Below are 13,381 nucleotides of genomic sequence, written 5' to 3' on the forward strand. Positions count from 1 at the left end.
AAAAAAGGGGCGGCTTACATCTGCGGGGCCGTCGCACGCGGTGCGTCTGCGCGGGCGAGCTGCGTTTGCGAACGGGCATCGAGAGTGCTGTTCTGCGCGATGATGCGGGCGATCTCGGCGTTGGCGTCTTCGCCATACCGGCGGAACACATCGGTGCGCGTGGCCGTGTTGAGCGGCACTGCCGGCTGCGCACGCGGGATGCTGGCGGCACCGTGCGTGTTCACATCCACCTGCATCGACAGGCCGATCTGCAGCGGGTGTTCGCGCAACTCTGCCGGGTCCAGCTGGATGCGCACCGGCAGGCGTTGCACGACCTTGATCCAGTTGCCGGTGGCGTTCTGCGCGGGCAGCGTGGCAAATGCGCCGCCAGTGCCGGCAGAGAAGCCCGCCACCTTGCCGTGATACGTGACCGAGTTGCCGTACATGTCTGCGCGCAGTTCAACAGGCTGGCCAACGCGGATGTGTTTCGTCTGCACCTCCTTGAAATTGGCGTCGACCCACACGCCGTCCAGCGGCACGATGGCCATCATCGGCGTGCCCGGGGCGACGCGCTGGCCGACCTGCACCGAGCGTCGCGCTACATAACCCGTGACCGGCGCGGGCAACGTGTTGCGTGCGTTGGCGAGGTAAGCATCGCGCAGCTTGGCGGCGGCGGCCTGCACGCTGGGGTGTTCGGCCACCGTGGTCTGGGCGGTCAGGGTGCGGTTGCTGGCGAGTTGCTGGCGCACGGTGTCCAGTGCGGCTTCAGCGGCGCGCACGGTGTCGCGCGCATGGGCGACGTCTTCGGCAGACACGGCACCCGCTTCGGCAACCGTGGTGCGGCGGCGCAGGTCGTCACGTGCGCGGGCGAGATCCGCCTCGCGCTGGGCGATGGTGGCGGCGTACACGGTGTTGTTGACGTAGAGGCTGCTCACTTGGCGCACCGTCTGCGCAAGCTGGGCGCGGGCATTGTCGAGCGCGACTTCCGCATCGGCCGGGTCCAGCGAGACGATTGGTTCGCCCGCCTTGACGATCTGCGTGTCGTCGGCATTGACGGCCACCACGGTGCCCGACACCTGCGGCGTGAGCTGGACGAGGTTGCCGTTGACGTAGGCATCGTCGGTATCTTCGTGGTACTGGGCCACGCTCAGGTAGTACGCGCCATAGCCGGCAGCGGCCACGGTGGTGGCCAGGCCCAGCGCAATCAGCAGCGCCTTGCGGCGGGTCTTCAGGTGGGTGGTCGGGGCGGCGTTGGCTTCGGCAACGGCCTGCGTTTCGTTCTGGATCGGGGCGTTCATTTGGGCACCTGTTTGGTCCGGCAATGTGGATGGGAGACGATGGTTCAGCGGGTTTGCGTGTTCTGCGGTGCTTCCTGGTAGCCGCCGCCGAGTGCGGAGGCCAGTGCAATCTGGTGGTCACGGCGCGCCATGCGCAGGCTGGCGACCTGCTGGTCGGCCGTCAGCGCGTTGGCTTGCGCGTGCAACACGGTGAGCTGTGTGGTCAGTCCGCCCTTGTACTGCGCGAGTGCGAGTTGCAATGCGCGACGGGCGGCGTCCTGTGCGCGCACGCTGGCGGCCAGTTCGTTGTCAACCGAGCGGATTTCCGAGAGCTGTGTCGCCACGTCGGACAAAGCGTTGACCAGCGTGTCGTTGTAGTGCGCGACGGCGTAGTCGAAGTCGGCATAGCGGCCCTTGAGCTGGGCGCGCAGCGCGCCGCCGTCAAAGATCGGCAGGTGGATGGCGGGCCCCACGTTGGCGGTGCGGCTGGCTGCCGTCAGAAAGCGCCCGAAGCCGAAGGCGTCCAGGCCGATTGCGGCGGCAAGGTTGATGTCCGGATAGAAGTCGGCCTTGGCCACGGCAATGTCGTGCGTGCTGGCATCCACGCGCCAGCGGGCAGCCACGAGGTCCGGGCGGCGCGAGACGAGATCGGCGGGCAGGTTGTCCGGCAGCGCCACCGTGTCGCCCACGCCCAACGTGGGGCGGGCGATGGCCAGGCCGCGGTCGGGCCCTTTGCCCAGCAGCGCGCCGAGTTGGTAGCGCACGCGCTGCACGCTGCCGTCGAGTGAGGCGATGGTGGCTTCAGCACTGGCGACGTCGGCTTCTGCGTCTTTCTTTTCCACATCGGTATCGAGGCCCATCGTCACGCGGCCTTGCGTGAGCCGCAGCACCTGCTGGCGCTGGGTGAGCTGGTCTGCAGCGATGTCGCGCAGTGCGTACAGGCGGGCCAGATCGTTGTACGCGCGGGCGATGGCGGTGGAGAGCGTGAGCTTGACCTGCTCGGTCTCGGCCTCGCTCGCACGCAGGGCCGAAACGGAAGACTTCAGCGCCTCGCGGTTTTTGCCCCACAGGTCCAGATCGTACGAGGCGCTGACTGCGGCCTTGTTCTCGGTCTGCCAGGCGCCCGCATACGGCGGCGGCACGAGGGCGGTTTCCGAGAAGCGCTGGCGGTTGATGCTGTAGCTGGCCGAGACCTGCGGCAGCGTGTTGGCGTTGGCGCCTTCGCTGGCAGCGGCTGCGGCGGCCACGCGGGCGCGAGCCATCTCCAGCGACGGGCTGCCTTGCAGGGCTTCGTCGATCAGCGTTTTGAGCTGCGCGTCGCCAAATTGGTCGGCCCAACCTGCGGCGGGCCAGCGGCCCCGTTCGGCCGGCAGGCTTTGCGTGGTGGCGAGGCCGCCAGGCTCAGTCATCTGCCTGTCGCTATGGATGCCGGCGTAGTTGGCGCAGCCGGCCAGCACGGCCATGCACACGGCCGACAGCGCAATGGCAGGACGGTGGAGCAGGCGATCGGGTTTCGTTTGATTTTGCATTTTCTGATTTGTCAGATAAATGAATAAAAAAAATGAGCCGTAAGACTCACTCCGCAAATTTCTTCAGCAAGCGCAGGAATTCCTGAAACTCGGCGGGGGAGAAGCGTTGCAGCCGGTTGTTCAATACCTCGGCGGCAATGTCGGGCACCTGGTTTGCGATGTCTGCGCCCTTGGCCGTCAGCTCCAGGTTGACCACACGGCGGTCTTCCAGGCTGCGGCTGCGGACCAGCAGGCCTTTGAGCTCGAGCTTGTCGAGCGTGCGTGTCATCAAGCCGGTATCTATGCCGAGCAGCTTGGAGAGCTCGTACGGCGTATTGGCAATATCGCGCGCCACCGACAACAGAATGCCCATCTGCTGGCTCGTGATGTCCAGCGGGCTCAGTGCGTCGTCCAGCTCCATCCCGGTCAGGTTGCGGGCCCGGGTGATGTAGAACCCCACGCTTTGCAAGAGTTGGAAGTTGTCGCGGTTGTAGTGCTTCATGGCCTGCTCGTTGCGTTGTTGGACTGCACAGTATTTGACAAGTCAGATTTTGTCAAAGAAGAATTGTAACAACGCAGGAGATGGGGTGGCTAAGCCTCTACAGCCTCTGGCAGTGCGTCCGGCACTTCGCGCTCCCGGTACGACTGCCCCCAGTCGCGCAGGCTGATCAGCACCGGTGCAAGCGACTCCCCAAGCGGGGTCAGCGCATATTCGACCTTGGGCGGCACCTGCGGATAAACGTGCCGCACGATGATGCCGTCGGTTTCCAGCTCACGCAGTTGCAGCGTCAGCATGCGCTGTGTGGCGTTGGGAATCAGCCGCGTCAGTTCCATGAAGCGCTTCGTGCCGTCCAGCAGATGAAACAGGATGACGGGCTTCCACAGGCCGCCGATCACGGAAAGCGTGACCTCGACCGCGCAACCGCTCTTGATGCCTTGGGGTTTGCGACGCATTGGGTTTTTACCTACAAAATTGATAGTACTGGCGATAATTGTACGTTCTTGCGGTGATCGATGTGCAGCTCGACAATCTCCCCTGTCGCTACGTTGCCGTGTACGGCTGCGGCGCTGTTTCGATCTCTCTCAAGGAACCGTTTCAATGAAAGCCATCACCTTGCGCCAGCCCGGCGGATTGGATCAACTTCAACGGGTCGAACTTGCCGACCCCGGCGCGCCCGGCCCTGGCGAAATCCGCGTACGCATTCACGCGAGCTCTCTGAATTTTCATGACCTTGGCGTTGTGACCGGCCGTTTGCCCAGCGCGGATGGCCGCATCCCGATGTCCGATGGCGCCGGCGTTGTCGAGGCCATCGGCGAGGGCGTCAGCGAATTCGCAGTGGGTGATGCCGTTGTGTCGACCTTCTTCCCGACCTGGCTGGACGGCGGCCCGACGCTGTCGGACTTCAAGACCGTGCCGGGCGATGGCGTTGACGGCTACGCACGCGAATGCGTCGTCCACCCTGCACACTGGTTCACGCACGCCCCACGCGGCTACAGCCACGAAGAAGCGGCAACGCTCACCACAGCAGGCCTGACCGCATGGCGCGCACTCGTGGTCGACAGGCAATTGAAGGCCGGTGACACCGTGCTTGTGCTCGGCACCGGCGGCGTATCGATCTTCGCGCTGCAGTTCGCCAAGCGGATGGGCGCAACAGTCATCGCAACGTCATCCTCCGACGAGAAGCTGGAACGCGTTCGTACACTCGGCGCAGATCACACCATCAACTACCGCCGCGACACCGACTGGGCTGCCAAGGTGCTGGAGTACACGAACGGGCGGGGCGTCGATCAGGTGATCGAGGTCGGCGGGGCAGACACGCTGACGCAGTCCATCCGCGCATGCCGCACCGGCGGCCATATCGCATTGATCGGGGTGCTTGCCGGCGTTGTCGGGCAGGTGCCCACCGTTGAGCTGATGCTGCGCCACCAGACGCTGCAAGGGCTGATTGTCGGCAGCCGCAGCCAGCAGCGCGACATGGTGCGCGCGATCGAGGCGACGGGTATCAAGCCGGTGATTGACCGCACGTTCGCGCTGGAGGACATTGCCGAGGCGTTTGCCCATCAGGCGGCGGGTAAGCATTTCGGTAAGCTTTGCTTGTCGATCTGATATCTGACGGCAGTGCCCAGCTCGGCGGTTTGTGCCGGGCTGGGCAATTGGATGGTGTGCGTGGTTCGATTGCTTGCAGGCGCTCGCGCAAAGGCGGGTGATGTCAGACCTTGTGGCCGTGCATTTGATGGCCGCGTTTTTCGAGTGCTCAACGCCATGCTCCACGCCCAACCCATTCCCATCTATACGATTCCCGCACTGTTCACGTTGCGCGGCATGCTGCATAAGTTCTGGGCAAGCGAACTGGGTGGCAAGCGCCTGCCGCTTGCGTTCTGGACCATCGAAGACAACGACCTGTTCTTCGACGCGTTGCAGTATCTGCCGGTGTGCGTGCTATCCAGTGGCGGTCGGAGCGGGCATGGCCATACGGATGACGAATTGCAGTCTCTCCCCATCGGTTTCCAGCATGCCGTCGCGCTCTTTGATCTGGAGGACGGCTTCGCCAATGAGGGCTACACAGCGATCCCCAACCTTGGGGAGGCGCGCGTGCAAGAGATCGCCAACATCTACCGGCACATCGGCATGGCATCACGGGCAGCGGTGCTGGAGCGCGTCCTGGCTGCCTGCATGCGCGATCCCTCTGACGAGGATGCAATGTCCGAGGCTGCGGATGGGGGTCTGCCCGATCTGATTGATACGGAACACGAGGCGAATCAGGTCATGGCCTATTTCCGCGCGGAAAGCCAAGCCTGGAGCCTGCCGCCGGAACTTGATCAATCTGAGTGGCAATAGCGCATTCCAGGGGTGCAAACGCATCGAGCGCCGCGGGTGATGTCATGATGGCGGCGTGTGGCGAAGCTGGGCACGCCTGCGCTCCACCACACAGCCATCGGGCCGGTACGCGCGGTCAGCAACACCACGCGCCGGCATGCCATTGTCAGCCTGCGCCAGCGGCGCAGTTGTGAATACACGGTACAAGGGGAAAGCATGGATGCGCGGCGTAGCGAAACACATGGGATGTCCAGGGATCGGCTCGGGCGGGTCGAGCGCTTTATCGATGACGCCTATATCGCCACCGGCAAGCTGCCCGGTGCCCTGACCCAGGTGTGGCGTCGCGGCGAGCGGGTCCTGAACTCCGTGCTCGGCCAGGCCGACCGTGAGCGGCAAGTCCCGCTGGCCGAGGATTCGATCTTCCGCATCTATTCGATGACCAAGCCCGTCACGTCCGTGGCGATCATGATGCTGGTCGAGGAATGCAAGATCGCGCTGGATGATCCGGTCAGCAAGTACATCCCAGCGTGGAAAAACCTGGGTGTCTATACCGGCGGCTTCATGCAGGGCTTCCAGACGCGTCCAACAGCGCGCCCCATGCAGGTGGTCGACCTGCTGCGCCATACCTCCGGCCTGACCTACGGCTTCCACCAGAACACCAACGTTGACGCGGCGTATCGCCAGCTCAAGCTGGGCGACATCGCCACGCAGGGCACGCTGGACGAGATGATCGAGAAGCTGGCTGGCTTGCCGCTCGAGTTCTCGCCGGGCGAGGCCTGGAACTACTCCGTCTCCACCGATGTGTTGGGCTACCTCGTTGGGAAGGTCAGCGGCATCCCGTTCGAGACCTTCCTGAAGGAGCGGATATTCGATCCGCTGGGCATGGTCGACACGGCGTTTTACGTGCCGGAAGAGAATGCGTCTCGCTTCTGCGCTTGCTATGCCGTGGGGGCGCTTGGTTCGACGGCGGTGTCCGATCGGCCAGCTTTGCAAGACGATCCGCGCACCAGCCTCTACCTGAAGCCGCCCAGCTTTGTTTCGGGCGGCGGTGGCCTGGTGTCGACCGCTGCTGACTACCTGCGCTTCGCGCGCATGCTGCTGGAAGGCGGTGAGCTGGACGGCGTGCGCCTGCTGGGGCCGAAGACGCTGGCGCTGATGACCGCCAACCATCTGCCGGGCGGGGCCAGCATCTCCAGCATGTCGCCGCGCTCGATGTTCAGCGAGGCTGCCTATGACGGCGTGGGATTCGGGCTCGGCTTTGCCACCACGGTGGCGCAGCCGGCCACGTTGGTCCCCGGCAGCACTGGCGATTTCTTCTGGGGCGGCGCCGCTGGCACCTTCTTCTGGGTCGACCCGCAGGAGGATCTGATCGGCCTGTTCCTGACGCAGGTGTTGCCGTCGTCGGCGTATCCGGTGCGCCGCCAGTTGCGCACGCTGGTCTATAGCGCGATCACCGAGGTGGGTGCCGCTGCGTAATTGCTGCGCTGACATCAGCACCATTCAACGCCGGCATCTTCGCGCGCAGATCCTGCTGCGCGAGGATGCCGAGCGTCCGGATCAGATGCCTCCAGCAGGCTTCCCTGGTCAATCCAATGCTTGACTCGCCGGTGACACCGGCATTCTCCCGTGAGCGGTGGCCGGATTCGCGCTGCGCCGCCGTTCAGTCATACCCCGTGCCCGCTTAAGCAAGTCTGGAGCGCATGCCTTGTGTTGACACAGGATCGCGTTGAGTCGCACGCTTAGCGTTGACCACGTCGCAATTCTTCCGATAGCGTCACCAAGCCATAAGAAGTGACGCATTGGATGCATTTGTTGGCAAGAAAATTGTGATCGCGTGTCAGTTTTGGTGACGATGTTCGACTAAGTCGTTCCACACACCTTTTCCACCAAGGAGTCGCACCATGAAGAAAGCACTGATTACTGCTTGTGTCGCCGGTTTCGCCTTTGTTAGCACCGGTGCCGTGTTCGCACAGACCGATACCATGCCCAAGAAAGAGGAAGCCCCGATGGCCAAAGACGCGATGGGGCACGACAAGATGGCAAAGGAAGGCATGAAGAAAGACAAGATGAAGAAGGGGGGGATGAAGAAGGATGAGATGAAGAAGGACGAGATGAAGGGCGATATGAAAAAGGATGAGATGAAGCAGTAACGGTGATAGTGCCGCGCCACTTGACCAGCAAGTGGTGCGGTGCCCCTCTGTGAATGAGCGCTGCGATCAGGGCGTCACCACAGGCGGGATAGGACGGTGCACAGTTGGCCAGTCAACCAGCCCGCCATGTCCCTTTCAGGAGATTGCATGATGAGTGCGGTTCCTGCTGCTCCCCGCGCGCCGGATGTTCCGGTGCGGTTGATTCATCCACTGTGGGTGCGCGTGAGCCATTGGCTGAACGCACTTGCGGCGATCACGATGGTGTTGTCCGGCTGGCGCATCTACAACGCTTCGCCAATCTATGAATGGTTCGAGTTTCCGGCCGACATTACGCTGGGAGGCTGGCTTGGCGGTGCCTTGCAATGGCATTTTGCGGCGATGTGGCTGCTGTTCATCAACGGCACGCTGTACTTGACGCTCGCGTGCATCACCGGGCGTATCCTCCGGAAATTTTTTCCAGTCACGCTGGGAACACTCTTGCGCGATGTCTTGGCAGCGTTGCACGGCAAGCTGAGTCACAGCGATCTGAGTGTCTACAACGCGGTCCAGCGCGCAGCCTACCTGGCAGCGATCATCGACCTGATTCTGCTTGTGCTGTCGGGTCTCGCGATCTGGAAATCGGTCCAGTTTCCGCTGCTGCGCACACTGCTGGGCGGCTATGACACAGCCCGTGTCGTGCATTTCTGGGCGATGGCGTTCCTCGTCCTTTTCTTTGTGGTCCACGTCACGATGGCGGCGCTCGTTCCTCGGTCGCTGCTGGCAATGATCCGCGGGCGTTGAAAGGAGAGTCACCATGCCATCGAAGCCCCGCAATGCTGTCACCCGTTATCGCCTGGACCGGCGCGCGCTGGAGATCGACGTGCGCCGTGAACTCGAGATGCCATCGCGGCGCCTGTTCAACCGGCGCATTCTCACGCTTGGTGGTTTGACGATGCTCACTGGCTGCACCCTCGTAGACGACGCCTCGGTCAATGATTTCCTGCTGAAGGTCTCACGCATGAATGACCGTGTGCAGGCCTGGCTGTTTGACCCCAAGCGCCTTGCACCCACCTACACCGAAGCCGACCTAACACGGCCATTTCCCTTCAACGCGTTCTACTCGATGGAGGAGGTGCCGCACGTCGATGCATCGACATACCGATTGACTGTGTCAGGTCTGGTCACCGGTAAGCGGACTTGGACGCTCGACGAACTGTATTTGCTGCCGCACGCCGAACAGATCACACGCCACATCTGCGTTGAAGGATGGAGCGCGATTGGCCGCTGGGGCGGAACACCGTTTGCCCAGTTTCTGCGCCGAGTGGGGGCCGATACGAGCGCCAAGTACGTCGGCTTCAAGTGTGCGGATGATTACTACGAGAGCATCGACATGCCGACTGCCTTGCATCCGCAGACGCTTCTGACGTTCGAGTACGACGGCATGCGGCTGCCTGCCGAATTCGGTTTCCCGATGAAGCTGCGCATGCCGACGAAACTCGGCTACAAGAACCCGAAGCACATCATGGAGATCTTCGTCACCAACACGTTTCCGGGTGGCTATTGGGTTGACCAGGGCTACAACTGGTTCGGTGGGTCGTGAAGGCTTTCTAATTGTCCAGTTCAGGGGCGGGTGCCGACTGGTGCGGCAAGGTCCCAACGTGGCAGTTCCGCCACCACCACCCAGCCTGCAATCTCGCGATCGAATTCGTGACGAATGGGGGCGCTCCGGCTGGTGATTCCGGTAAAGCCGGCATCGGCAAGGCAGCGTTCGATGTAAGTCAGCTTGTGTGCGTAGCGGCCGCTGGGCTGCAGCACGTAATCGGTTCCGTCGCTGCTGGTGTCCAGCGCCTCGAATGTCAGGATCGCATGGCCGGCAGGCCGCAAGGCGGCTGCCATCGCGCTAGCGATGTGTTCCAGCCCTCCGAAGTAGACCAATGTGTCTGCCACGACGATCAGGTCCCATTGGGTGGGGTGGGTACCAAGATATTCACCCAGTTCGGCCTTGACCAATTGGTGGTACAGCCCGGCAGCTTGCGCGAGCGCCAGCATGCCGGCCGATAGGTCGACCCCGGTCAGCGTTCGGGCCACGGGGGCGAGGTGTGGTGCGCACAGGCCAGTGCCGCAGCCGGCGTCCAGCACATCCAGTGAGCCCTGTGGCAAGGCCAACTGACGCAGGGCATCGCCCACATATTCCGGACCGCGGTAGCGCAACCCGGTCAGTTTCTGGTCGAACTGCGGCGCGGCGTCGTCGAACGTCTGCTCCACGAATGCGTCGGCGCAGCGTGGAGGGGTATCGGTGCCTGCGCATGCGGCAAGGAAGTGGCGTGCAATGGGGTTGTCCGGTTCTCTTTCCAGCCAGCGCCGATAGATTTCTGCTGCCTCTGCGTGCCGCCCCAGCCGGTAAAGCGCTACACGGCGTAGTTGTTCCGGCTGGTCGATTTCGGGGCGGGCAAGTATGGCGCGGCAATGGTACAGGGCGGCTTCCTGTGTCTGGCCACGCGCGCTGAGCAGGTTGGCATAGTGTTCCAGTGCGTCGGCAAAGTCGGCGTCGAGGGCGATGGCGTTTTGGAAGGCTGTCGCCGCGTCGTCCGCCATGCCCAGCGCCAGCATGGTCGCGCCCAGGTTGTTCCAGATGAGCTTGTCGTCCGCCTTCAGTTCGAGCGCGTGGATGAACGCCTCGGCCGCTTGGGTCAATTCGCCCCGCTGTACGCGGGCATTGCCGAGTTCGTTGTAGCGCTCGGGACGATCCGGCTGCAGGTGCAGCGCACGTTCGACCAGAGCCATGCCGTCGTCGCTGCGGCCGGTCTGGTGCAGCAGCAGGCCGAGGAAATAAGTGGCATCGGGGTCGTTGTGATGTGCCGCGAGGATGGTGCGGTATGCCGTTTCAGCGGCGCCGAGGTCTCCCGTGCGGTGGCGGGCTAGGGCGGCGTTCAGCGCCTGTGTGATGGCATCTTGCATGAATGTAGGGGGTTGCGGTTGGGCATCGAGAGCGCTACTCACCTCACCACGTCCCGCCGCGCAGCGGTCGATGGTGGCGTGGTGCACATTGGTCGCGGCCGCCGCCGATTCCTGACAAAGAAAGGGCGATTTTGCCAATGAAAATGCGCCCAATAGCGGGTGGAGTGATAGCTAGGCCCTTCAGCATGGCGCTTTCCTTGCATACGTAAGCGGACGGAAATGAAGCGAAGGGTGGAACAGCAAGGACAACGGCGATGCAGACCGTCACGAGAAACCAGCGTGAGCTGGGTCTCGTGATGGATGTCGAGAGCTGCCGGGCAACCTTACGGCCGGTTGTTCTGACCCTCCCGGACATGCCGGCTCAGCAACTGATAGGCTGCGATCGCCACGCACATGGTGAAGAACGCAATCCAAGCGTACGGCCAAAGCAGTGGCAAGCCAGTGAGGATTAAGCCGTCGTTGCCCCCGGGAATCCAGAAACTACCGATGCCCATGAGGGCCCCGCCCAACGCGCAACGACCTATCGCCGTCCCTGTGGGGCGAGCCGGTGCAAAGCGGCCTGCCGTCCATCCTCCCAGGGCTGCCCCGGCAAACAGCGCCAGCAATAGCGGGCCGCGCAGAGCGGCCGCACTCATGCGCTCGAGCGCCCAATCCGCGAGGGTATCGGTGTAGGTCCAGGCGCCAGCCAGTGTCAGCAGGATAATGAAAGTGACTCCGATGACGAGCGTGGCACTGTAGGGATGCCACGCCCGCGCTGCCCAGGTGACCCGTGGCGAGCTCTCTCGATTGCCTACATTGCCAGCCGGACATTTGGCACCGCAGATGAATGTGCGATAGACCGTCCAGGCAACACGTGCGGCGACGACAGCCATCACTGTTGCAGCAGCCCATGCCGGTAGCGATAACGCTGGCGCGGCCTGCTGCAAAGGGGCGTTAGTCATGAAGGGAAAGACATGTGCGGCTAGCCAGCAACCTGCAAGAAATCCCGGCGGCGTAGCAATGTAGGCCCACTCGCCGTTGCCAAAGCGGGCGATAGCACCGAACACGCACGCCCGGTTCACCGCCGCGCCGATGCCAAGCAGCGCCGCCCCTGCCACCGTTAAACCAGTCGATGCGTATCCTTGAGGCATTGGCATCCGCAGGCCGAGCATTTTCAATCCGAGGATGACGGCCAGCACCCATAGAGACGCCTCCAGCATGGCGAGCAGCCGCCCGAAGCGGCGCGTGTCGAGTATTTCTGTCACCGCGACGACTGTGCAGGTTGCGCCGCGCTGAATGGCGTAACCCATCACGCCTGCGCTCAGCAGGCAGACTGATGTCAGCGCAGTCGTCAACATAAAGCCGTTCATCACTGGTTTTACATCACGAGATATCGTGGATCATCACGCCGTCCGTCGGATCCACTGGAGTGGTCCATGGCCGTTGAGCGATGGCACGACAGGCATCGTTGTAGCCGGCTTCCCAGCGCGTGCGAATGCCCTGGCGGGTGAAGTCGATGTCCTTGGACGCGTCCTCTCCAGGCAGGCGTGGCGCGTGCAGGCGCACCAGGTGCATTGTTGTGCCGCATCCCCAGGCCGCAAGCTCGCGGATGGCGGGGTCGTCGCGCAGCTTCGGGGGCAAGCGCTTGCTCATCTCGCGAATGATGTGACGCAACTTGTGGATTTGCTGTTGACGCTGCACGTGGCTTGTGTCGCGGGTGGAGAACTGGATGTCCTTCTGTCGCTCGCTGATTTGCGCCAAGCTCTGCGGTTCACTGGCGTGCGGTGTCCACAATTGGATGGCGAAGATGGTGGAGTCACGGCGCGGGTTGTCATCCAGCACGACTTCCACAGGCGTGTTGGAATAAATACCGCCGTCCCAATAGGGCTCGCCGTCCACGCGCACAGCAGGAAACGCAGGAGGCAAAGCACCGGAGGCCATCACGTGCTCAACGCGCAGAGGCTCATGGCGGCTGTCGAAATAGCGCATCACGCCCGTATTGGCGTTGACCGCCCCTACCGTCAGGCGATGGTCGCGCTGAGCCAGGTAATCGAAGTCCACCAGGTCCAAGAGTGTTTGGCGCAGCGGCGCCGTGGTGTAGTAGGCGGCGTGGTCGATACCCACGGCAGCAAACTGTCCCAACATCGCAGCGGGGTTAGGCGCGAAAAAAGCGGGGAGTCCGCGCGTGAACGTTCCCAGGTTGGTGAACGTGTTGCCCAGTAGGCTCGCCCAATAGCTTTGCAAGTCCGTTTGCTGGATTTCCGTACGTTCCCAGAAGGCGTGCAACTGCTCCATTCGGCGCTCGGGCGGGTTTCCCATGATGATCGCGCCGTTGATCGCGCCGATCGATGTGCCAACTATCCAGTCCGGCTCAATACCCGCCGCGTGCATAGCCTGGTACACGCCCGCTTGGTATGCGCCCAGCGCTCCCCCGCCTTGCAGCACTAGCACCGTTTGTCCGAGGGGCGATTGAGCGCCGATCCGCCGCACATTGTCGGGAGCGACGGGAGCCGTGGGAGCTGTCTTGGTTGCCATGATGTCTCCATGCGGTCCGACCGCCGTCGATGGGCATTACCACGCCCGTCATGGAGGCCGCCGCATCCCCTGCGAGAAACGCCGTAAGCGCGGCCACCTGATCGATGGTCAAGAATCTCTTGGACGGCTGAGCCTTGAGCAACACCTCGTCGATAACCTGCTGCCCGGTGGTGCCGCGCGCTTTAGCCGTACCGGTGA

Annotated in this window: 14 protein-coding genes; 6 read left to right on the forward strand and 8 right to left on the reverse strand. The window is 63.0% G+C overall.

Annotation, left to right across the window (positions count from 1 at the left end; all coding sequences use genetic code 11):
* Positions 1-14: 14 nt before the first annotated feature.
* The 4 genes from C404_RS36600 to C404_RS36615 form a co-directional block, all read right to left on the reverse strand.
* Positions 15-1,277: an HlyD family secretion protein gene (locus C404_RS36600; RefSeq protein WP_021193721.1), complete on the reverse strand. Its 1,263-nt coding sequence runs from the start codon at positions 1,275-1,277 to the stop codon at positions 15-17.
* Positions 1,278-1,321: 44 nt separating this feature from the next.
* Positions 1,322-2,785 carry an efflux transporter outer membrane subunit gene (locus C404_RS36605; RefSeq protein WP_021193722.1) on the reverse strand — a complete coding sequence of 488 codons (1,464 nt, stop codon included), beginning with the start codon at positions 2,783-2,785 and terminating at the stop codon, positions 1,322-1,324.
* Between the two features lie 46 nt (positions 2,786-2,831).
* Positions 2,832-3,266, reverse strand: coding sequence for a MarR family winged helix-turn-helix transcriptional regulator (locus tag C404_RS36610; protein WP_021193723.1), 435 nt, complete (start codon positions 3,264-3,266; stop codon positions 2,832-2,834).
* A gap of 89 nt (positions 3,267-3,355) precedes the next feature.
* Positions 3,356-3,718, reverse strand: coding sequence for a winged helix-turn-helix transcriptional regulator (locus C404_RS36615; protein WP_021193724.1), 363 nt, complete (start codon positions 3,716-3,718; stop codon positions 3,356-3,358).
* A gap of 145 nt (positions 3,719-3,863) precedes the next feature.
* On the opposite strand from C404_RS36615, the gene C404_RS36620 reads away from it, so the two are divergent.
* The 6 genes from C404_RS36620 (at position 3,864) to C404_RS36645 (ending at position 9,311) form a co-directional block, all read left to right on the forward strand.
* Positions 3,864-4,871 carry a zinc-dependent alcohol dehydrogenase family protein gene (locus C404_RS36620; protein ID WP_021193725.1) on the forward strand — a complete coding sequence of 336 codons (1,008 nt, stop codon included), beginning with the start codon at positions 3,864-3,866 and terminating at the stop codon, positions 4,869-4,871.
* A gap of 60 nt (positions 4,872-4,931) precedes the next feature.
* Complete coding sequence (locus tag C404_RS36625; protein WP_152524417.1) at positions 4,932-5,603, forward strand: hypothetical protein; 672 nt, start codon at positions 4,932-4,934, stop codon at positions 5,601-5,603.
* 195 nt (positions 5,604-5,798) lie between these two features.
* Positions 5,799-7,058, forward strand: a complete 1,260-nt coding sequence (locus tag C404_RS36630; RefSeq protein WP_031328981.1) for a serine hydrolase domain-containing protein — start codon at positions 5,799-5,801, stop codon at positions 7,056-7,058.
* Positions 7,059-7,483: 425 nt separating this feature from the next.
* Positions 7,484-7,732: a pentapeptide MXKDX repeat protein gene (locus tag C404_RS36635; protein WP_021193728.1), complete on the forward strand. Its 249-nt coding sequence runs from the start codon at positions 7,484-7,486 to the stop codon at positions 7,730-7,732.
* Between the two features lie 147 nt (positions 7,733-7,879).
* Positions 7,880-8,512 (forward strand): cytochrome b/b6 domain-containing protein, encoded by a 633-nt coding sequence (locus C404_RS36640; RefSeq protein WP_021193729.1) that lies wholly within the window; start codon positions 7,880-7,882, stop codon positions 8,510-8,512.
* A gap of 13 nt (positions 8,513-8,525) precedes the next feature.
* On the forward strand, positions 8,526-9,311 hold the full coding sequence (locus C404_RS36645; RefSeq protein ID WP_021193730.1) for a molybdopterin-dependent oxidoreductase: 786 nt from the start codon (positions 8,526-8,528) through the stop codon (positions 9,309-9,311).
* 20 nt (positions 9,312-9,331) lie between these two features.
* On the opposite strand, the gene C404_RS36650 is transcribed toward C404_RS36645, so the two are convergent.
* The 4 genes from C404_RS36650 to C404_RS60425 form a co-directional block, all read right to left on the reverse strand.
* Positions 9,332-10,822, reverse strand: coding sequence for a tetratricopeptide repeat protein (locus C404_RS36650; RefSeq protein ID WP_152524419.1), 1,491 nt, complete (start codon positions 10,820-10,822; stop codon positions 9,332-9,334).
* Positions 10,823-10,992: 170 nt separating this feature from the next.
* A complete protein-coding gene (locus tag C404_RS36655; RefSeq protein WP_021193732.1) occupies positions 10,993-12,006 on the reverse strand; it encodes a YeeE/YedE thiosulfate transporter family protein in 1,014 nt (337 codons plus the stop codon).
* A gap of 25 nt (positions 12,007-12,031) precedes the next feature.
* Complete coding sequence (locus C404_RS60595; protein ID WP_232317386.1) at positions 12,032-13,138, reverse strand: patatin-like phospholipase family protein; 1,107 nt, start codon at positions 13,136-13,138, stop codon at positions 12,032-12,034.
* On the reverse strand, positions 13,020-13,328 hold the full coding sequence (locus tag C404_RS60425) for an SDR family oxidoreductase (protein ID WP_235180618.1): 309 nt from the start codon (positions 13,326-13,328) through the stop codon (positions 13,020-13,022). Before C404_RS60425 ends, C404_RS60595 begins: the two co-directional genes overlap by 119 nt.
* Positions 13,329-13,381 lie beyond the last annotated feature (53 nt).

The sequence above is a fragment of the Ralstonia sp. AU12-08 genome, assembly GCF_000442475.1.
Classification (GTDB): domain Bacteria; phylum Pseudomonadota; class Gammaproteobacteria; order Burkholderiales; family Burkholderiaceae; genus Ralstonia; species Ralstonia insidiosa.